19 protein-coding genes are annotated in these 18,894 nt (G+C 68.4%); 6 read left to right on the top strand and 13 right to left on the bottom strand.

From position 1 onward, the window contains the following. Positions 1-141: 141 nt before the first annotated feature. Positions 142-942 carry an alpha/beta fold hydrolase gene (locus tag ACFWUR_RS26755; protein ID WP_378910453.1) on the top strand — a complete coding sequence of 267 codons (801 nt, stop codon included), beginning with the start codon at positions 142-144 and terminating at the stop codon, positions 940-942. A gap of 10 nt (positions 943-952) precedes the next feature. Here ACFWUR_RS26755 and ACFWUR_RS26750 read toward each other — a convergent pair whose 3' ends face one another. Together ACFWUR_RS26750 and guaB are read right to left on the bottom strand one after the other, a co-directional pair. Next, positions 953-2,107 (bottom strand): GuaB3 family IMP dehydrogenase-related protein, encoded by a 1,155-nt coding sequence (locus tag ACFWUR_RS26750; protein WP_378910451.1) that lies wholly within the window; start codon positions 2,105-2,107, stop codon positions 953-955. Between the two features lie 266 nt (positions 2,108-2,373). Beyond that, positions 2,374-3,918, bottom strand: a complete 1,545-nt coding sequence (gene guaB / locus ACFWUR_RS26745; protein ID WP_378910449.1) for an IMP dehydrogenase — start codon at positions 3,916-3,918, stop codon at positions 2,374-2,376. A gap of 221 nt (positions 3,919-4,139) precedes the next feature. Here guaB and ACFWUR_RS26740 point away from each other — a divergent pair, with 221 nt between their 5' ends. Further along, positions 4,140-4,553, top strand: coding sequence for a DUF5319 domain-containing protein (locus ACFWUR_RS26740; RefSeq protein WP_022567296.1), 414 nt, complete (start codon positions 4,140-4,142; stop codon positions 4,551-4,553). A gap of 181 nt (positions 4,554-4,734) precedes the next feature. Here ACFWUR_RS26740 and ACFWUR_RS26735 read toward each other — a convergent pair whose 3' ends face one another. The 3 genes from ACFWUR_RS26735 to ACFWUR_RS26725 all read right to left on the bottom strand — a co-directional run bounded on the left by ACFWUR_RS26735 (position 4,735) and on the right by ACFWUR_RS26725 (position 7,401). Further along, positions 4,735-5,838 carry an anti-sigma-D factor RsdA gene (locus tag ACFWUR_RS26735; RefSeq protein WP_378910447.1) on the bottom strand — a complete coding sequence of 368 codons (1,104 nt, stop codon included), beginning with the start codon at positions 5,836-5,838 and terminating at the stop codon, positions 4,735-4,737. Then, positions 5,831-6,409, bottom strand: a complete 579-nt coding sequence (locus ACFWUR_RS26730) for a sigma-70 family RNA polymerase sigma factor (protein ID WP_266296525.1) — start codon at positions 6,407-6,409, stop codon at positions 5,831-5,833. Before ACFWUR_RS26730 ends, ACFWUR_RS26735 begins: the two co-directional genes overlap by 8 nt. Before the next feature lie 143 nt (positions 6,410-6,552). Further along, entirely contained in the window at positions 6,553-7,401 is an 849-nt protein-coding gene (locus ACFWUR_RS26725; RefSeq protein ID WP_378910446.1) for a hypothetical protein, read from the bottom strand. Positions 7,402-8,022: 621 nt separating this feature from the next. On the opposite strand from ACFWUR_RS26725, the gene ACFWUR_RS26720 reads away from it, so the two are divergent. The 3 genes from ACFWUR_RS26720 (at position 8,023) to ACFWUR_RS26710 (ending at position 9,334) form a co-directional block, all read left to right on the top strand. Next, a complete protein-coding gene (locus ACFWUR_RS26720) occupies positions 8,023-8,316 on the top strand; it encodes a WhiB family transcriptional regulator (RefSeq protein ID WP_022567299.1) in 294 nt (97 codons plus the stop codon). Between the two features lie 147 nt (positions 8,317-8,463). Continuing rightward, on the top strand, positions 8,464-9,081 hold the full coding sequence (locus tag ACFWUR_RS26715; RefSeq protein ID WP_378910445.1) for a sigma-70 family RNA polymerase sigma factor: 618 nt from the start codon (positions 8,464-8,466) through the stop codon (positions 9,079-9,081). A 1-nt stretch (position 9,082) separates the two neighbouring features. After that, entirely contained in the window at positions 9,083-9,334 is a 252-nt protein-coding gene (locus ACFWUR_RS26710; RefSeq protein ID WP_378910443.1) for a hypothetical protein, read from the top strand. Between the two features lie 113 nt (positions 9,335-9,447). On the opposite strand, the gene groL is transcribed toward ACFWUR_RS26710, so the two are convergent. Next, positions 9,448-11,058 carry a chaperonin GroEL gene (groL, locus tag ACFWUR_RS26705; protein ID WP_378910442.1) on the bottom strand — a complete coding sequence of 537 codons (1,611 nt, stop codon included), beginning with the start codon at positions 11,056-11,058 and terminating at the stop codon, positions 9,448-9,450. Between the two features lie 173 nt (positions 11,059-11,231). Then, positions 11,232-11,531, bottom strand: coding sequence for a co-chaperone GroES (gene groES / locus ACFWUR_RS26700; RefSeq protein WP_056818214.1), 300 nt, complete (start codon positions 11,529-11,531; stop codon positions 11,232-11,234). Between the two features lie 366 nt (positions 11,532-11,897). On the opposite strand from groES, the gene ACFWUR_RS26695 reads away from it, so the two are divergent. Continuing rightward, a complete protein-coding gene (locus tag ACFWUR_RS26695; protein WP_378910441.1) occupies positions 11,898-13,415 on the top strand; it encodes an Hsp70 family protein in 1,518 nt (505 codons plus the stop codon). 52 nt (positions 13,416-13,467) lie between these two features. Here the strand turns inward: ACFWUR_RS26695 and tsaD are convergent, their stop codons facing one another. The 6 genes from tsaD to alr form a co-directional block, all read right to left on the bottom strand. Then, complete coding sequence (tsaD, locus tag ACFWUR_RS26690) at positions 13,468-14,514, bottom strand: tRNA (adenosine(37)-N6)-threonylcarbamoyltransferase complex transferase subunit TsaD (protein ID WP_378910439.1); 1,047 nt, start codon at positions 14,512-14,514, stop codon at positions 13,468-13,470. 52 nt (positions 14,515-14,566) lie between these two features. Next, positions 14,567-15,061: a ribosomal protein S18-alanine N-acetyltransferase gene (rimI, locus tag ACFWUR_RS26685; protein WP_378910533.1), complete on the bottom strand. Its 495-nt coding sequence runs from the start codon at positions 15,059-15,061 to the stop codon at positions 14,567-14,569. Between the two features lie 29 nt (positions 15,062-15,090). Next, positions 15,091-15,783 carry a tRNA (adenosine(37)-N6)-threonylcarbamoyltransferase complex dimerization subunit type 1 TsaB gene (tsaB, locus tag ACFWUR_RS26680; RefSeq protein WP_378910438.1) on the bottom strand — a complete coding sequence of 231 codons (693 nt, stop codon included), beginning with the start codon at positions 15,781-15,783 and terminating at the stop codon, positions 15,091-15,093. A 65-nt stretch (positions 15,784-15,848) separates the two neighbouring features. Beyond that, positions 15,849-16,304 carry a tRNA (adenosine(37)-N6)-threonylcarbamoyltransferase complex ATPase subunit type 1 TsaE gene (tsaE, locus tag ACFWUR_RS26675; protein ID WP_056818220.1) on the bottom strand — a complete coding sequence of 152 codons (456 nt, stop codon included), beginning with the start codon at positions 16,302-16,304 and terminating at the stop codon, positions 15,849-15,851. Beyond that, positions 16,297-17,370 carry an alpha/beta fold hydrolase gene (locus ACFWUR_RS26670; RefSeq protein ID WP_378910436.1) on the bottom strand — a complete coding sequence of 358 codons (1,074 nt, stop codon included), beginning with the start codon at positions 17,368-17,370 and terminating at the stop codon, positions 16,297-16,299. The genes tsaE and ACFWUR_RS26670 overlap by 8 nt, the downstream gene beginning before the upstream one ends. Beyond that, positions 17,367-18,530 (bottom strand): alanine racemase, encoded by a 1,164-nt coding sequence (alr, locus tag ACFWUR_RS26665; RefSeq protein ID WP_378910435.1) that lies wholly within the window; start codon positions 18,528-18,530, stop codon positions 17,367-17,369. Before alr ends, ACFWUR_RS26670 begins: the two co-directional genes overlap by 4 nt. Positions 18,531-18,894: the final 364 nt, after the last annotated feature.

The raw sequence follows: 18,894 nt of genomic DNA, 5'->3' as shown, positions 1-18,894 counted from the left end.
GTGACGGGGTACGGCGAGCAAGCATCGGGCATCGCCGGAGCCCGAACGCGCAGTGGAGACCGACCATCGCGCAGTAGTGACAGAGCACGACGCGGCGCCGTTCTTGGGCGTGGCGCGGCGGCTCTGGCTATCCTCTTGCTCGTGCCATTCGCCCGCGCGATCGATGCAGACATCTACTACGAGGACAGCGGTGGCACGGGCCCGGTGGTGTTGCTGGCCCACGAATTCTTCATGGATCGCACGATGTTCGCCTCGCAGCAGGCCGCACTCGCCCCCGAATTCCGAGTTGTCGCCTGGGACGCGCGTGGGCACGGCCGCACCAGGGACCAGAGGTTGCCGTTCACCTACTGGACCGCGGCGCGCGATGCGCTGACCGTGCTCGACTCGATCGGTGTCGAACGCGCGATCATCGGCGGCACGGCGCAAGGGGGCTTCACAGCATTGCGGACCGCGCTGGTCGCGCCCGAACGGGTCGCCGCGCTGATCTTGATCAGCACCGAGGCGCACGGGCCGACGCTGGATCAGTCCACCGCCACCCAGCGATTCCTCGACGAGTGGCACGACCGCGGCTCCCGCGAGGAAGCCGCGGGCCGCCTGGCCGACTGGCTCATCGGCGACGACATCTGGTACCGCGACATCTGGACCCGACGCTGGGTCGGCGACGCCCACAGCGGCCTCGACGCCGCCGTCGGCTGCCTGCTCGGACGCGATTCGGTACTCGACCGGCTGCGCGAGATCACCTGCCCGGCACTGATCATCCACGCCACCCAGAGCGGCATCAGGGGCGATCGGGCCCGCACGCTGGCCGACGGGCTCACCGCCTCCACCTTCGTGGAGATCGATGGCGCCCGCCTCGCCGTCACGATGACCCACCCGGAACCGGTCAACACCGCGATCTCCCGATTCCTGCGGGATCGGGTCTCACTGACCCACGTTCGTTAGGAACCGCTTCTCAACGGACGCTGAGCCCGACCTTCTGGAATTCCTTGAGATCGGAGTAGCCGGCCTTCGCCATCGACCGACGCAGACCGCCGACCAGGTTCAGCGAGCCGAACGGGTCGTCGGAGGGGCCGTAGAGCACGCGCTCGAGGCTCGGGCGGGCCACCGCACCGTCGGGGCCGTCCAGCCAGGCCTCGTCGACCGGCAGGAACGAACCACGCGGCACCGAGGGGTGCGCGGTGGCCGAAGGCCAGTACCAGCCCCGACCGGGCGCCTCGGCCGACGCCGACAGCGGCACACCCAGCATCACGGCGTCGGCGCCGCAGGCGATGGCCTTGGCCAGCTGACCCGAGGTGGCCACGTCACCGTCGGCGATCACGTGCACATACCGGCCGCCGGTCTCGTCGAGGTAATCGCGACGGGCCGCGGCGGCATCGGCGATCGCGGTGGCCATCGGGACACCGATGCCGAGCACCTCGCCGGTGGTGGTGGCGCCGGGGAACGAACCGTAGCCGACGATGACGCCCGCCGCGCCGGTGCGCATCAGGTGCAACGCGGTGCGGTGATCGCTCACACCACCGGCCACGACCGGCACATCCAGTTCGGCGATGAAGGTCTTGAGGTTGAGCGGCTCCTCCCCACCGACGTGCTCGGCGGAGATGATGGTGCCCTGCACGACCAGCAGGTCGATGCCGGCCTGCACCAGCGCGGGAGTCAGCGCACGGGCGTTCTGCGGGCTCACGCGCACCGAGGTGGTCACCCCGGCCGCGCGCACCTGCGCGACCGCGGCAGCGAGGAGGTCGGGCTGCATCGGCGCGGCATGCAGTTCCTGCAGCAGCGAGATGGCCTTTTCGTAACCCCCCTTGTCGACCAGATCGAGCAGCTGGTCGATCTTGGACTGCACGTCGGCGTGGCGGGCCCAGAGGCCTTCGCCGTTGATCACACCGAGACCGCCCTGGCGACCCAGCTCGATCGCGAACTCCGGCGAGACCAGCGCGTCGGTGGGATGCGCGAGCACCGGGATCTCGAAACGGTAGGCGTCGAGCTGCCAGGCCAACGAGACCAGCTTCGACGAACGCGTCCGCCGCGAGGGGACGATATCGACGTCGTCGAGCTCATAGGTCCGACGGGCGACCCTGCCCATACCGATTTCGACCATGTCACGCACAGTTGCTCCTGTGTTTTTGGAGCGCTGGCGCGCTCGAGTTCGCGGCCCTGATGGGCCGCCGGTCAGGCACCGCGGCTTGCTCCTTCGTCGCCTACGCCGCGGCACCTGACCGGCGACCCGCCGCGAACCGCCGCTACGCGGCGGCCCCTCCTCGAGGTCGGGGCGTGCGGGACCGGGAATGCGATAGGCGGCGGAGGCGGAGTCAGCCTGCATTGCCCTTGTGCGCCGGGAGCTTATCTCCCGGAGCACAAACGCATCTATTGTACTCAGCCGCGCCCGGTGTAGTTCGGGGCCTCGACGGTCATCGTGATGTCGTGCGGGTGGCTTTCCTTGAGGCCCGCGGCGGTGATCTGCACGAACTGGGCACCCTGCAGGTGCTCGATGTTCTGCGAACCGGTGTAGCCCATCGCGGCGCGCAGGCCGCCGACGAGCTGGTGGATCACCTGGTTGACCGGGCCGCGGAACGGGACGCGACCTTCGATGCCCTCGGGGACGAGCTTGTCCTCGGCGAGCACGTCGTCCTGGAAGTAGCGGTCCTTGGAGTACGACTTGGCCTGTCCACGGCCCTGCATGGCACCGAGCGAGCCCATGCCACGGTAGGCCTTGAACTGCTTGCCGTTGACCAGCACCAGGTCGCCGGGCGACTCGGCGGTGCCCGCGAGCAGCGAGCCGAGCATCACGGTGGACGCGCCGGCGGCGATGGCCTTGGCGACGTCGCCGGAGTACTGCACGCCGCCGTCGGCGATCACCGGGACACCCGCGGCCTTGCAGGCGGCGACGGCCTCGAGGATCGCGGTGATCTGCGGTGCGCCGACACCGGCGACCACCCGGGTGGTGCAGATGGAGCCGGGGCCCACACCCACCTTCACCGCGTCGACGCCCGCCTCGACGAGCGCGGCGGCGCCCGCACGCGTGGCGACATTGCCGCCGACGATCTGGATGCGGTCACCGACCTCGGCCTTGACCTTGGCGACCATCTGCAGCACCTGCGACTGATGGCCGTGCGCGGTGTCGACGATCAACACGTCCACCCCGGCGTCGGCCAGCGTCATGGCACGCGACCAGGAGTCCTCGCCGACACCGATCGCGGCGCCGACCAGCAGGCGGCCGTCGCGGTCCTTGGTGGCGTTGGGGTACTGATCGGTCTTGACGAAGTCCTTGACCGTGATCAGGCCGCGCAGGCGACCGTTGCCGTCGACGATCGGCAGCTTCTCGATCTTGTGGCGGCGCAGCAGACCGAGCGCGGCCTCGGCGGTGACACCCTCACGCGCGGTGATCAGCGGCGCCTTGGTCATCACCTCGTCCACCCGACGGTCCTGATCGACCTCGAAGCGCATGTCGCGGTTGGTGATGATGCCGACCAGCGCACCGGTCTCGTCCACCACCGGCAGACCCGAGATCCGGAAGCGGGCGCACATGGCGTCGACCTCGGCGAGGGTATCGGTGGGACGACAGGTGACCGGGTCGGTCACCATGCCCGCCTCGGAGCGCTTCACCGTCTCCACCTGGGCGGCCTGATCGACGGCCGAGAGGTTGCGGTGCAACACACCCATACCGCCCGCACGCGCCATGGCGATGGCCATGCGCGCCTCGGTGACGGTGTCCATGGCCGAGCTCACCAGCGGTGTGCGCAGGGTGATGTCCCTGGTCAGTCGACTGGACGTCTCGACAGAGCTGGGGATGAGATCCGAGGCGGCAGGCAGCAACAGCACGTCGTCGAACGTGAGGCCGAGCATGGCGATCTTGGTCGGATCGTCGCCCCCCGTAGGAGGGCGCACCGCGATTCGTTCGCCCGACACGGGATTACTCATTCGGATCGACCCCTCCTGGTCGTCATAGCAACCGACGCAGTGGACACGGCGCATCGGTGCTCGAGCGGAAAAAGCTTTCGGATGGTCGGCAAGAACAAAGTCGCCGACGCCTGTATTCCATGGTATCCGGCGCCTGTGGACGGCTGTGAAGTGAGCCCTTCGGCAAAACTTGCCCCGTGCATCGCTGGCGCGATGCACCAAGTACTGCGTACCGTGGGGATGTGCGTGACCATCTACCACCTGGCCTGCCGCCGGATCCCTTCGCCGGAGACCCCTCCGACCCGTCTGCCGCGCTCGATGCGATCGAGCCCGGTGAGCCGTTGGATCCTCATGAGCGCCTCGCGGTCGAGGAAGATCTCGCAGACCTCGCCGTATACGAAGCCCTGCTGGCCCACCGCGGCATCCGCGGACTGGTCGTCAGCTGTGAGGACTGTCGGCAAGATCACTACCACGACTGGGACATGCTGCGGGCCAACCTGCTGCAGCTACTCGTCGACGGCACCGTCCGTCCCCACGAGCCCGCCTACGATCCCACCCCCGAGGCTTACGTCACGTGGGACTACTGCCGCGGCTACGCGGACGCCTCGATGAACGAGGCGTTCCACGGCGACGGCTTCGACGGGTTCGACAACTGAGCTCCGCGGCGACTCGGCACAGCTGAGCCCGTCGCGGGACCTCGCGGTCCCCACCTCGGTCACGCGTGGTGGGGAGATCACGCGGGCCCGCACCGGAAACCCCTCGACATACGACGAAGGCCCCGAACCTGTTCGGGGCCTTCGTCGTTGATTCGATTCATCGATGCGCGGTGATCACCACTCAGGGGGACGGCACGACCGGTGTGGGCAGGAACGTCGCAGCGGGCGGGGCCTGCAGTGTGGGTGGCACCGTCGGCGGCAGCTGATGCGAGGTCGGAACCACCGTCGGCACGGTCACGACCGGCGGTGGTTCGGCGATGGTGGTGGGCGGTGTCGTCGGATCGACGGTGACCGGCGGTTCCGGCGTCACCGGCGCGGTGGTCACGGGCGGTTGTGTCGGCTCGACCGGCGGAACCAGCGGCTTGGTCTCCGGACCGGGCGACTGCATGATGACCGGCGGCTCGGTCGACGGATCGGTGGTGCCCGCCCCCGGAGCTGTCGGTGCCACCGGAGCGGTGGTACCGGGGTCGGCCGTCGGGGGGACCTGTGCGGGTGAACTCGGCTTGGTCGGGTCGGACGTGGTCGGCGGCAACTGCGCGCCGATCTCCGGTGCGACCTTCAGCAGCTGATCACGCAGCAGGTTCCAGCGCGCGATCAGATCCTCGCGCTTGCCCTGGTCGTTGACCTGGCCCGCATTGGCCGAGGCCTGTTCCAGCCTGGCCTTCGCCTGTTCCGGATTGCCCGAGGTGAGCAGATTCTGCGCGGCCAGTAGATCTTCGTCGGCGTACTGCACTACGGTCGACTGGGCCTGCTCGCTGAACACGACCTCCTTGACCCGCCACAGCGGATCGCCGGGGGCCGCGCTGTACGCGAAAGCCGTGATACCGCCGAACACCAGCGACAGTGCCGCTGCTGCTCCGAAGATCGGGCGGACCAGCCGTAGACGTCCGCGCGAGGAAGCACCGACTCGAACCTGCCGCGCACCGATCTCCTGATTGACCGCCGCGAACACGGTGTCCAGATCAGGGCCCGCGGGCATCGGCTCGGCCAGTACATCGGCCCGCCAATCCGCGAGTAACGATGCCAGCTGGAACTCTTCGGGACTGTCGGTATGAACCGGACCATCGCTCGCGATCGCGTCGATGAGCGCGTCATCGCCGCGCACCGCCGCGATGTCGACCGGTCCGGAGTCACCGGCATCCTCGGCGGCGTAGGGACCGCTGTCGTGCGATCCGCGCTGCCACACTTTCCGGTCGCCTAAACCGCGCTCGCCATCCCTAGCCATACATTTCACCTGCCCTCGCCACTTGTGACTTCAGTTTTGCGAGTGCCCTGTGCTGGGCAACCCGTATCGCCCCCGCCGTGCTGCCCACGGCGACTGCGGTTTCCTCTGCTGACAGACCCATGACCAAACGCAGGATCAGGATTTCTCGATGCTTCTCGGGGAGCGTTGCCAGCAGAGTGTTCATCTGCCTGCTCGTCTCCGAGTCGAGAGCCCGCTGTTCCGGACCTTGGTCGGTGGATATGACATCTGGTACTTCGGCCATCGCCTCCGCCTTGTTACGTGCGGCGTTGCGATGGGCGTCGGCGACCTTGTGCGAAGCGATTCCGTACACGAAGGCCATGAAGGGCCGACCCTGATCCTGATAGCGGGGCAGGGCGGTCATCACAGCCAAACAGACCTCTTGCGCAACATCGTCCGCGGAGAGCTGTCCGCGCTCCGCGGCCCCGATCCGCGCCCTGCAGTAGCGAACTACCAAGGGACGGACCAGTTCCAATACCCGAGCTAAAGCGGTCCTGTCGCCCTGCGCAGCCGCAGCGACGGCGAGGTCCAACTCTTCGCCCATATGCGTCATCGTCAGAGATTTTCCTGGCGTTACGAGTGGCGCGGTCGAATGTGACCGAGCTTCCACCGAAAAGGCGGAACGGGACTAACAATAGCGACCCCCGGATCGGCCGCCAGCGGCCGTGGTCGCTTCTAACCCAGCTCTCAGAAAGATCATCCGTCAACTAATCGGGCACCCAGCGGGGCTATCACCCCACCCATGTCACGCAGACGGGCGCCATGATCTGCGGCTTCGTCCGCCGCGGCGCGCGCGAGAGCCGGTTCGGCGACTCCCGAGAGCAGCATCGCGGTGGCCCAGCGCAGTGGGAGCAGGTTGTTTTCGCGGCAGTCCGCGTCGACCCGGCGGGCCAGTTCCGCCGACCCGGCGAGGTCACCGGCGGCGGCGGTGGCGGCCGCGACGAGCAGTGCCGATTTCACCTGGTGGCGCACCGACGGCAGGGCCGCGGCCAGTTCGACCGCCTTCCCCGCGTCGCGTAGCGCCGCTGCGGATTCGCCGCCGGCGAGCGCGGTCTCGGCGCGCACCCAGTGCCAGCGCACCTCGGCACGCGCGGGGGCGTCGGCGAGCAGCGGCCGCACGCGATCGAGCACCTTGCGGGCCAGGGCGAGCCTGCCGGTGCCGAGCGCGTCGGCGGCCAGCCCCGTATACGCGTCGGCCAGCGCCTCGGCGCGGGCGGTTCCGGTGGCGCCGAGCGCGAGCGTGGCGGCACGGCCGTCGAACGTCGACGCGGCGGCGTGATCGCCGAGCTGGCGCAGCAGCGATCCGCGAGTGCTCTCGACGAGCGATTTCAGGCCGGGATTCGTCGTGGTCCGGGCCACTGTCCGCAGGTCGGCACGGGCGGCGGCGTAGCGACCCTGCCCGGCGAGGGCGACGGCGCGATACCACCGTGACAAGGGGTCGGCGGGCTCCGGCAACTCCGTAGCGGCCAGGCCCGGAGTGGCGCCGAAAGCAGTCGAAGCGAGTATTTCGGAACCGATATCCGCGGGTGAGGCCTTTGTCTGCACGCCGAGACTCTAGCCGCGACCCGCCCCGCGCGGTTCGCGTGTTGTGCACCGGCGAGGGCTATTCAGCAAACAATCAGCATTTCTCGCGGGTGGCTATGTTGCCATCAGGTAAATCTCCACCCGCCGGAGCCTCTACCGCAAATTCTCGAATTCACGTGCGTTTCGCGCAATTAACCTTCGCGTCCCGTTTTCGCCATCTCCGCACCGTCGGCCCGGTCGGGCCGTTGTGATCCGGCACACCCACCCGCGCCAAGCACCACCCGCCCGAACCCGGCTCCTACCGGCGCGACCTGGGAAAACCGGGGATGCTTCGCAGACGCGAAGACACCCGATCCATAGCCAACCAAACAGTATGGAGGGATCGGGTGTGAAATGTAAATAGTGAGTAGGTTAAATTTCAGCGTTGCAGATTTACTGAACTCATGCGCCGAACTATTGACGTAAATTCCCGCCTGCACCTAACGTAGCTCATCGCCACGGTCGGCGCCGCGCGAAATCGCAGCGACCTCCGAGCGGCACCGTCAGGCACCGTCGAGCCGGCCACCCCCACCGGGTGGCGCGCAGACCTGCCGCACCACTCGCTCGACAACGCTGACGAGCTCGCGCCACAAGGAGTTCACCATGCCCATGCCCACCCACCTCCCCGGACCGAACGCCGATGTCTGGGACTGGCAGATGCGTGGCTCGTGCCGCGGTCAGGACTCCGCGGTCTTCTTTCACCCCGACGGCGAACGCGGCCGCGCCCGCACCGCGCGCGAGATGCGCGCCAAGGAGATCTGCCGGGCCTGCCCCGTCCTCATGCAGTGCCGAACCCATGCCCTCAAGGTCAGCGAGCCCTATGGCATCTGGGGTGGCATGTCCGAGACCGAACGCGAGATGCACGCCCGCCGCAACCGGCGCCGGATGGCCGTCTGAGGTCCACCGCACCCGTCTGGAGGGGTTGGCAAATCTGTTCCAATCCGCTGGGCGTGGCGCGCCGAATCCCTAGCAAACAGCTGGCACCCCGAATAAAGACACCCCCGGTCGCCGGGGGGTCATAGCCGCGGGATAGATTCGTGACCGATGACACAGAATGGGTTCCGAAGCGAAGCCTTGCCACCGATCGTGGATTCTGCGGTTACCGCACGCGCGGCCGAAGGAGTCGAGCTAGCTGCACTGCTCCAACGATGTTCGCTGTCAGACCAGCAGGCCTTCGCCGAGCTGTACGACCGGACGTCGGCGCGCGTTTTCGGCCTGGTCCTGCGGGTGCTCCACGACCCCGGGTACGCGGAGGAGACCACTCAGGAGGTCTATCTCCAGATCTGGCGCACCGCCACGAGTTTCGACCCCGCCAAGGGGTCGGCGGTGACCTGGCTGATGACGCTGGCGCACCGGCGCGCGGTCGACCGGGTTCGTGCCGAGCAAGCCCATACCCAGCGCGAGGTCGCGTACGGGATCCGGGTGCTCGGTCACGAATTCGACGAGGTCACCGAGGAGGTGGAACGCAGACTGGAACAACAGGCCGTCCAGCGCGGGCTCTCGACCCTCACCGAGACCCAACGCGAGGCGATCTCGCTCGCCTACTACGGCGGGCGGACCTACGCGGAGGTAGCGCAATACCTCGGCATCGGGTTACCGACCGTTAAGTCCCGAATTCGGGACGGATTGACACGACTGAAGAAAAGTTTGGGGGTGACGTGAGATGAACGAAGCCCAGATCGATCTCGCGCACACCGTCGCGCTCGGATTGATCGACGACGAAGACCATCACGCGATCCAGACCATCATCGATACCGAAGATCCAACCCTGTGTACCGAGTTCCTGCGAGAGATTCGCGATACCCGCGAAGTACTCGCCCAGCTCGCGTCCGCAACCCCCACCCCACCGCCTCCGACCTTGCGTGCCCGCTTACTGGCCGTGGTCGGCGCCGAAGATCCGCCGGTAGCCAGCTAGCGGACAACACAAAGGCCCCCAGACCGCATCAGCGATCCAGGGGCCTTCGTCGTATCACCAACCATCAAGCCCAGCCACCGCATCGACCGGCAGCGGGCCTTTCACCTCACACGTCAGTGCGAATGACCGTGATGGCCGTGGTCGTCGTCGGCATCGGCCGGCTTCTCCACGATGGCGCTCTCGGTGGTCAGGATCATCCGCGCGACCGAGGCGGCGTTCACCACGGCGGAGCGGGTCACCTTGACCGGGTCCACGACGCCGTCGGCGAGCAGGTCGCCGTAGGTCAGGGTGGCGGCGTTGAAGCCGTCCTTGCCCTCGGAGACCTTGGCGACGACAACCGCACCGTCGAGACCGGCGTTGCTGGCGATCCAGTACAGCGGCGCCTCGAGGCCCTTGCGAACCACCTCGACACCGACGGCCTTGTCACCGGTGAACGAGTCACGCAGCTCGACCAACGCGGCGGCGGCGATCACGAGCGCCGAACCACCACCGGGGACGATGCCCTCCTCGACCGCGGCCTTGGCGGCGGCGACCGCGTCGTCGACGCGGTACTTGCGCTCCTTGAGCGCGGTCTCGGTGGCAGCGCCGACCTTGATCACCGCGACGCCACCGGCCAGCTTCGCCAGACGCTCTTCGAGCTTCTCGCGATCCCAGTCGGAGTCGGAGGCCTCGATCTCGCGACGCAGCTGCGCGCTGCGGGCCTTGATGTCGTCATCGGTGCCCGCGCCGTCGATCAGCACGGTCTCGTCCTTGGTGACGACGACGCGACGCGCCTGACCCAGCTGCTCGATGGTGGCCTCGCGCAGGGTGACGCCGAGATCGGGGTTGATCACGGTGCCACCGGTGACGACGGCCAGATCGTCGAGGAACGCCTTGCGACGGTCACCGAAGAACGGCGCCTTGACGGCGACGGCCTTGATGGTCTTGCGGATCGAGTTCACGACCAGGGTCGACAGCGCCTCGCCGTCGACGTCCTCGGCCACGATCAGCACGCTCTTGCCGGACTCGGCGATCTTCTCCAGCAGCGGCAGCAGATCGGGCAGCGAGCTGATCTTGTCGCGGTGCAGCAGGACGTAGGTGTCCTCGAGCACGGCCTGCTGGGTCTCGGGGTCGGTCTGGAAGTAGGGCGAGAGGTAGCCCTTGTCGAACTGCACGCCCTCGGTGATGACGAGTTCGGTGTTCGTGGTCGAGGATTCCTCGACGGTCACGACGCCGTCCTTGCCCACCGTGGTGAGTGCCTTGCCGACCATCTCGCCGATTTCCTCGTCCCGCGAGGAGACGGTGGCGACCTGGGCGATGGCCTTCTCACCGGCGACCGGGGTGGCCAGCGCGAGCAGCACCTCCGACACCTTCTCGGCGGCAGCGGCGATGCCCTGGCCGAGGGTGATCGGGTTGGCGCCCGCGGCGACGTTCTTCAGGCCGCCGCGCACGAACGCCTGGGCCAGCACGGTGGCGGTGGTCGTACCGTCGCCGGCGACATCGTTGGTCTTGGTGGCGACGCTCTTCACGAGCTGTGCGCCGAGGTTCTCGAAGGGGTCCTCGAGGTCGATCTCACGCGCGATGGTGACACCGTCGTTGGTGACGGTCGGGCCACCGAAAGCCTTGGCCAGCACCACATGCCGACCGCGGGGGCCGAGGGTTACCTTCACGGCGTCGGCCAGCTTGTCGACACCGCGTTCCAGAGCCCGGCGAGCCTTTTCGTCGAACTCGATCTGCTTGGGCATAAGTTCCAATCCTTTAGTCGTGTCGCGCACGACCCGACGTCGCGATCGATCGCGACGTCATCGGGGTCTGCGCGAACAGCTCACTGCCAGCCGATACGCCGAAGGCGCTGGGCAACGCATGCCGCCCCGGGTCTGTGAAGACGCCGGGGCGGAACGCTGGTGCGGCGTTGGCCTTACTTGGTGACGACGGCCAGGATGTCGCGCGCCGAGAGGATGAGGTATTCCCCACCCTGGTACTTGATCTCGGTGCCGCCGTACTTGCTGTAGATGACGACGTCGCCTTCCTTGACATCGACCGGGATGCGGTCACCCTTATCGGTGACGCGGCCCGCTCCGACGGCAATGACGGTGCCCTCCTGCGGCTTCTCCTTGGCCGTGTCCGGGATGACCAGGCCGGAGGCCGTCGTCGTCTCGGCCTCGTTGGCCTGGACGAGGATCTTGTCCTCGAGCGGCTTGATGTTCACGCTCGCCACGTTGAGCCCTCCACTTTCAGGGGAAATTCGGTCGTCCGGAACTGGTGTCCCGGACCGGGTTTCGGTCAGCTCGCGACCCTGCGCACAGCCCCGTCGTCGCGGGAGCCGGAGCCAAGCCCAGAAGTCGGCAGGCACGAGTGCAGCTGGGCAGTTGCCCGACTGGTACGTACCGACTAGCACTCTATACGTGAGAGTGCCAGCACTCAAGGTCGGGTTCTGCCGATGCCGCATTTTCGACACGCCCACACTGGCCAGTGATCTTCACATCCCCTGCAACAATCTGTAACGTTCGCATAACAGGCTGTGACATAGCACAGGAAGGCGCCATTCGCTCGGAGAGAACCATCGGCTTGAAGGGAGGTGAACATGCGAACATCCCTCGGCATCTCGGCCGGGAACGAGGTGGTGTGCTCGGCACTGGTCGCGACGGGGCCCGCGGGCGAGCAGAATTTCGACTACCGGGTCGTTTCCGCAGATGAGGCACATTCCGACCTCGGCGATCTCGTGTCGTCCTCGATCGAGTTGATGACCACCCAACTACCGGTGTCGCAGGCCGCGATGGTCGGCGAACCACTCGGGCGCTATTCCGGTGGCCATCGTCGCGCCGAAACGGCCCGTACGCGCCCACCGACCAGCGTCGCCGTCGCCTACCGCAACAAGGAACAGGCACAGGCCATCCGGGCCGCCTGCGGCAGGCACCGTGATCTGCGGTTGGTCACCGAGGGCGCCGCCGCTCTCGCTTACCTGCGCCACACCGGACTGCTCGACCGCTACCCCACCGTGGCCGTGATCGACCTGGGCGCAACCGGACTCACCGTCACGGTGGCCGATCACGCCGAAGGTGTGGTCCTGCACAGTGAACGGACGCCGACGCTGAGCGGCAACGCGATCGACGAGCTGGTCTACCACCACCTGGTCGACCTGCACTACGCCCGTCGCGGCACCCGGCCCAACCGCACCACGCTCACCAACCGCGGCCGCGCCGCCAAGGAACACCTGTCGCTGGCGCCCGTGGTCACCATCGATCACGTCGCGGGACACGGGCTCGAGCTCACCCGCCCGGATTTCGAGCAGCTCATCGACGGTCTGCTGCGCAATATCGCGCTGTTCTCCACGTCGGTGTTCACCCGTGCGCCGAAATACCCCGACGCGGTCGCCGTGATCGGCGGTTGCGCCAACATCCCGTGCGTCATCGACACTCTCGACTCGCGCCTGGACGTGCCCGTGTTGACCGTGCCCGACCCGGAGGCCGTGATCGCCAAAGGCGCCGCGCTGGTCGCCGATGCCGCGGCGCCGTCCGGACTCACGGGCGGCGCGCACGCCGACGCACCGAGCGGCACCTTCGCCAAGGTCGTCGGCACACTGGTCGGCGCGGTGGTCGTGGTCGGACTGGTGATCGGTTACGGCGTGCAGGCCGTCACCCCGGATACCCCCGACGTCACCCCCGCCGGTACCAGCAGCACCGTGCGTCAATCCCCCTTACCGCTGGTGCCGAGCCCGGCGCCCACCCCCGGCAATCGCGAGAGCACCGAACGCACCGGCGTCACCAACGCCCCGCCCGCGATCGAACCTCCCGCGGCCACCACCGGTCAGCCCACCCCCGCGCCGACATCGAGCGCGAACGCGCCCGCACCTTCCCCGACAACGGCACCCACCCTGCGCCCTGACCCGAATCTCCCGCAGATCCCCTACCCCGAGTCCCCACTCGGCCCCATGGACAGCGGCTCATCCGGCGCGGGCAGGCAGCGCCCCTCCACCCCCAACACCTCGCCCACCCGGACCTCCTCCCCCAGCACCTCGCCTACTCAGGCCCCCGCCAGCAGCACACTGCCGATCCCGCCTGCCACCATCACGGACGTGACTCCCACACAACCCGCCGATTGACGCATCCGGGCTTCGAGCACCTTCCGCTGACGTGAACGCGGGAGTGCGGACGTCAACCCCGCACGGCGCTCACCGAGACCGGCAGCCCCGGATCCGTGGCGACAGTCAGTTCAGCGGGCTGCGCGCCCGCCGCGATCACATGCGCACCCAACGCCGCGATCATCACGCCGTTGTCCGTGCACAGCCGCGGCTTGGGCACACGAAGCGTCAAACCCGCTGCGGCACAACGCTGTTCGGCGAGAGAGCGAATGCGCGAGTTCGCGGTGGCGCCGCCGCCGAGCACGATCGTGTCGACGCCGACGTCGGTCGCCGCGCGGACCGCCTTCATCGTCAGCACATCCGCGACCGCCTCCTGGAAGGACGCGGCGATATCGGAGATGGGCAGCCGGTCCGGGGTGATGCCCTGACGCTGCGCGGCCTCGACATAGCGGGCCACCGCGGTCTTGAGGCCCGAGAACGAGAAGTCATAGCGCGCGTCCCTGGGCCCGGTCATGCCACGCGGAAACGCGATCGCACGCGCGTCGCCCGACTGCGCGGCGGCGTCGAGGGCGGGCCCGCCGGGATAGCCGAGGCCGAGCAACCGCGCGACCTTGTCGAAGGCTTCCCCCGCGGCGTCGTCGACCGTGCTGCCGAGTTCGATGATCGGTTCACCCAGATCGGTGACCTGCAGCAGATGGGTGTGCCCGCCGGAGACGAGCAGCGCCACCGCGGGCGGCATGGGGCCGTGTTCGAGGGTGTCGACCGCCACGTGTCCACCGAGGTGGTTGAGCGCGTAGAACGGCACATCCCACGCCGCCGCGTAGGCCTTGGCCGCGGCGACACCCACCAGCAACGCACCTGCCAGTCCCGGGCCGATGGTGACGGCCAACGCGTCCGGCTTGCTGATGCCCGCGGTCGCCAGCGCACGACGCATCGCTGGGACGATCGCCTCGAGATGCGCGCGCGAGGCGATCTCGGGCACCACGCCACCGAAGCGCGCGTGCTGGTCGACGCTCGAGGCGACCTCGTCGGCGAGCAGTTCGACAGAGCCGTCGGAATGCCGGCGCACGATGCCGACTCCCGTTTCGTCGCACGAGCTCTCGATCCCCATGACGATCACGACAGTGCCTCGCTCCGCTGGTCGTCGGCCGTCTGGTGGAATCCGACGACGATCACGACAACACCTCGTCCTGTCGAGCGCGCGCTGCCCATTCATCGGCCGCGGCGGTCAGTTCCGGACGCCGCATCGTATAGGCGTCGGCCCCGCTGGGGTGGTAGTAGTTCTTGCGCAGCCCGATGATGTGAAACCCGTGCTTGGCGTACATCGCGATAGCGGGTGCGTTGTCGGTGCGCACTTCGAGGAACACCGGCCCGCCGCGTTCGGCGGCCGTCGCCAGCAGCGCTTCGAGCAGCAGCGTGCCGATGCCACCGCGATGACATCGCGGGTCGACACCGATCGTGTGCACCTCGGCCTCGGGATGGGCGTCGTCACCGAGCAGCGCGATGCCCGCATAACCGACCATCACCCCGTCGGGATCGCGGGCGGTGATGTAGCGGTTGTGCCCACCGGCCAACTCGGACCGGAACGACACCGCCTGCCACGGATCGTCCTCGGGAAACAGCAGATGCTCGAGTTCGACACAGCGGTCGATGTCGGGCAGCGTCATGGGAGCGATCTGGTACTCGGTCACGGCACTCACGCCCCGGTCCGGTCGAGGGTGCGGAAGCTGTTCTCCACCGCATCGGGCCTGCGCAGATACAACGGCACCAGCGCCTCGGGCACGTCCCCGGCCAGCAGCGCGGGCGCGGCGACAGCGACCAGTCCGGCAGGCGACGGCGTCTCGCTCGGTAGCACCGGCAGATCGAAATAGTCCACGTGCGCGGCCGAGCCGGCGATCGCCGCGGCGTCTCCGACCGGCACGTCGACGGGCTTGTTCACCTCGGGACCGGCGATCCGTGCCCCGTCCAGATACTTCGCCCAGTACACCTCACGCCTGCGCGCGTCGGTGACCACCAGCAGTTCGCCGGGATCGCGCTGCTCGCCGAAGGTGTCGGCGGCGATCGCGTCCAGACTGCACACCCCGTACACGGGTAGCCCGAGCGCGTCACCGAAGGCGGCCGCGGTGGCCATCCCGACGCGTAGCCCCGTGAACGGGCCCGGGCCCAGCCCGACGACGACCGCGTCGAGTTCGCCGCGGCTCACCCCCGCTTCGGCCAGGCATTCCAGGATCTGCGGGGTGAGGACCTCGGCGTGCGCGCGGGCGTCGACCTTCACGCGGGCAGCGAGCGTCGCCACTGCGGGCCGGGCGCCGGATTCACCGGCAGGTGACAGGTGCACCAATCCCGCTGTAACGGCGGGTGTCGCGGTGTCGACTGCTAGTACGAGCATGATTGTCTCAACAATACCGGGTGGTATCGGCACTCGGCGCGCGCCGGTGCGCCGCTGCCGGCCCGTTATTCGATCCATTCCCAGATCGCCGTGCGCACATCGGATTCCGGCTCCCGGGCGAGTTGCACCCGCAAGTGCCGGTCGGCGAGGTGTTCGACCACCCCCTTGCCCCATTCGACGACGACGACGGCGTGGTGCAGATCGGTGTCGAGGTCGAGCGAGTCCAGTTCGTCGAGGTCGCCGGCGAGGCGATAGGCGTCCACGTGCACCATCGCCACCCCGGGCGTGCCGTCCGGCCGCACCCCCGCCTTGTGCGCCCGCGCGATGATGAACGTCGGCGAGCTGACCCGGCCCGCGACACCGAGCCCAGCGGCGATCCCCCTGGTCAGTGCGGTTTTCCCGGCGCCGAGCGGGCCGTCGAGGACAACCAGGTCACCCGGTCGCAGAGTAGCGGCCAGCTCGCGTCCGAACGCTTCGGTGTCCTCGACGGTGTCCAGGACGCGCTGGTGTGGATCAGCCACCGACGGCCTCCTCGCCACTCGCGGTGATCCCCGCGCGCGCCAGCAGCCGATCGAGTGCGGCCAGGCTCACGTCGGGGAATTGCAGGTGCGGCATGTGCGCCGCCTCACGCACCCGGACCAGTTCGCTGCTCGGCAGTTCCGCCGCCAGTGCGCGGGAGTTGCGGAACGGGATCACCATGTCGTGCGCGCCGCCGAGAATCAGCACCGGCATTTCACCGAGGACCGGCAACGCCGCCGATTCGTCGTGCAGTTCAATCGCTTTCAAGAATTTCTCGATGGTGCCGACCGGGGTGCGGTCGATCATCATCGTGGTGAACCGCGACAGCGTGGGACTCACCGAGCCGTGGAACGAGCTGACGTGCAGGATCGGCGTCACCACGTGCTTGCTCGCGCTGCGGCTGAACTGCACCAGCATCGGCGCCGTCCGCGCCGCGAGCCGGAATCCGTCGACCGCGGGATGGCGGATCAGCTGCGAGATCCCGGTGGCGGTCACCTCGGCGGCCGCGGTGCTCAGCAGGGCCACCGCGCGCACCCGGGCGGCGAACAGCTCAGGGAACTGCGCGGCCGCCGCGAGCACCGCCATGCCGCCGAGCGAATGCCCTACCAGCACGACCGGCCCCGTCGGCGCGCACTCGCGCACGACGGTGGCGAGGTCGCGGCCGAGCTGGGCGACAGTGCAGCTGTCGGTGCTCGGCGTGCCCGAGCGTCCGTGCCCGCGCAGATCGAAGAAAACCATCCGCATCCGGGGGCCCCACTGCTGCGCGAGGTCGCGGCGCTGGAAGTGGAACGACTCCATGCTGTTGCAGAATCCGTGCACGAAAACGACCGTGACCTCGGCGGAGTCGTCGCCGAAGGTGCGCGTGGCCAGCGACACCCCGTCGTCGGCGAGTACCGCTCCCGGTTCGTCGGTATCGATGAGGGCGAAGTTCTCTTCGCGGTATTCGTCGCGTTCGGCGGGCCACATCACCCGCGCGCCGATCTGGCGCAGTGTGTGAGCGATGGCAAGCCCCGCCAGCAGCCCCGCGGTAGCCATACCGCCGCGGCGGATCACCTGGCGCCGGGTCATCGGCCGGTGCCCACGTAGCGGCGAACAACCCGGCCGCGCGGCGCGCAGACGACCTCGTAGTCGATCGTGTCCAGCGCCCGCGCCCAGTCGAGCGCGTGTGGGTGTCCCGCGCCGCCGCCGAACAGCACCGCGCGGTCGCCCTCGCGCACTCCGCCCGCGTTGTCGCCGAGGTCAACCATGAACTGGTCCATGCACACCCGTCCGACATTACGGTGTCGCGCCCCGCCCAACCACACCTCGAAACGACCACTCAGCGACCGGAATACACCGTCGGCGTACCCCGCGGGCACCAGGGCGATCGTGGTGTCGCGCGGGGCGATCCACCGGTGCCCGTACGACACGCCCTCACCTGCCGCCACTTCTTTCACCAGCGCGACCTCCGCCTGGAACGTCATCGCGGGCTTCAACCCGAATTGCCCGAGCTCCGGTATCGGCGAGAGCCCGTACACCGAGATACCGGGCCGCACCATGTCGAAACGCAGATCGGGCCTGGTCAGCGTGGCCGCCGAGTTCGACAGATGCACGAGTTCGGGTTCGAGGCCGTGTTCCTTGGCCAGCGCGATCGCCTCGATGAACCGTTCTCGCTGTCGATCCACCATCGGGTGCCCCGGCTCGTCGGCATGGGCGAGATGGGAGAAGATCGCGCGTAACCGCACCACCTGCCCGTCGACGAGCCCTCGCAGAGCCCGCAAGACCTGCGGATATTCCGTCACCGATACCCCGTTGCGATTGAGCCCCGTATCGACCTTCACCGTCACCGTCGCGGTCTGCCCCACCGCCACCGCGGCCCGCTCCACGGCTCGCAACTGAGCCGACGAAGACACCCCGATCTCGATACCGGCCCCGATCGCGGCCGCGTAGTCGGCGTCAACGGTATTGAGCCAACACAGGATCGGCGCCGTGATCCCCGCCGCCCGCAAAGCCAGCCCCTCACCGACGGTGGTGACCCCCAACTCCCGAGCCCCCGCCCCCAACGCGGCCCGAGCCACCTCCACCGCCCCGTGGTTGTACCCATCCGCCTTGACCACCACCATCACAGCGGCCCCCTGCGCGTACTCCCGCAACACCCGCACATTGTGAGCAATGGCATCCAAGTCGACGACCGTCTCCACTTGCGCATTCACACCCCCGATCGTGCCAGGACCCGCGGAAACCGCCATACCTGGGCCACACCCCCACCACACCGAGCCCGCCACACCGCCTCTCGAGAGCCCGCAGCCGTACTGCACTACCCAGCCCCTCCGTGCACCCAGGTGCGCCGTCACCACACCCCACCGCACCGAGCACCCCGAGGCCGCCACACCGCCTCTCGAGAGCCCGCAGCCCTGCTGCACTACCCAGCCCCTCGATCCACCCCAGGTCCGCCATCACCACACCCCCAACCACACCGTCCACCCCAGGTCCGCCATGACCGCACTCCCCGCCACAACCCGCGACCCATAGGGAGCGGCGGCCACGCAGTGGCCGGTCCGCGGCCGGGTCGCCGGTCAGGCGCCGGTGCGTAGGCGACGAAGGAGCAAGCAC

Origin of the sequence: Nocardia sp. NPDC058633, from assembly GCF_042717045.1 — a bacterium.
Lineage (GTDB): Bacteria > Actinomycetota > Actinomycetes > Mycobacteriales > Mycobacteriaceae > Nocardia.
Note: the sequence above shows the minus strand (reverse complement) of the source record. Positions and strands in the feature narration are given on the sequence as shown.

Excerpts from the sequence above, each read along its gene's own strand:
- ACFWUR_RS26715 (WP_378910445.1), top strand. The coding sequence starts at position 8,464 with ATGACACAGAATGGGTTCCGAAGCGAAGCCTTGCCACCGATCGTGGAT.
- rimI (WP_378910533.1), bottom strand. The coding sequence starts at position 15,061 with ATGACGCTGCCCGACATCGACCGCTGTGTCGAACTCGAGCATCTGCTG.
- ACFWUR_RS26695 (WP_378910441.1), top strand. The coding sequence starts at position 11,898 with ATGCGAACATCCCTCGGCATCTCGGCCGGGAACGAGGTGGTGTGCTCG.
- guaB (WP_378910449.1), bottom strand. The coding sequence starts at position 3,918 with ATGAGTAATCCCGTGTCGGGCGAACGAATCGCGGTGCGCCCTCCTACG.
- ACFWUR_RS26720 (WP_022567299.1), top strand. The coding sequence starts at position 8,023 with ATGCCCATGCCCACCCACCTCCCCGGACCGAACGCCGATGTCTGGGAC.
- groL (WP_378910442.1), bottom strand. The coding sequence starts at position 11,058 with ATGCCCAAGCAGATCGAGTTCGACGAAAAGGCTCGCCGGGCTCTGGAA.
- alr (WP_378910435.1), bottom strand. The coding sequence starts at position 18,530 with ATGGCGGTTTCCGCGGGTCCTGGCACGATCGGGGGTGTGAATGCGCAA.
- tsaB (WP_378910438.1), bottom strand. The coding sequence starts at position 15,783 with ATGCTCGTACTAGCAGTCGACACCGCGACACCCGCCGTTACAGCGGGA.
- ACFWUR_RS26730 (WP_266296525.1), bottom strand. The coding sequence starts at position 6,409 with ATGACGCATATGGGCGAAGAGTTGGACCTCGCCGTCGCTGCGGCTGCG.
- ACFWUR_RS26735 (WP_378910447.1), bottom strand. The coding sequence starts at position 5,838 with ATGGCTAGGGATGGCGAGCGCGGTTTAGGCGACCGGAAAGTGTGGCAG.
- ACFWUR_RS26670 (WP_378910436.1), bottom strand. The coding sequence starts at position 17,370 with ATGACCCGGCGCCAGGTGATCCGCCGCGGCGGTATGGCTACCGCGGGG.
- ACFWUR_RS26710 (WP_378910443.1), top strand. The coding sequence starts at position 9,083 with ATGAACGAAGCCCAGATCGATCTCGCGCACACCGTCGCGCTCGGATTG.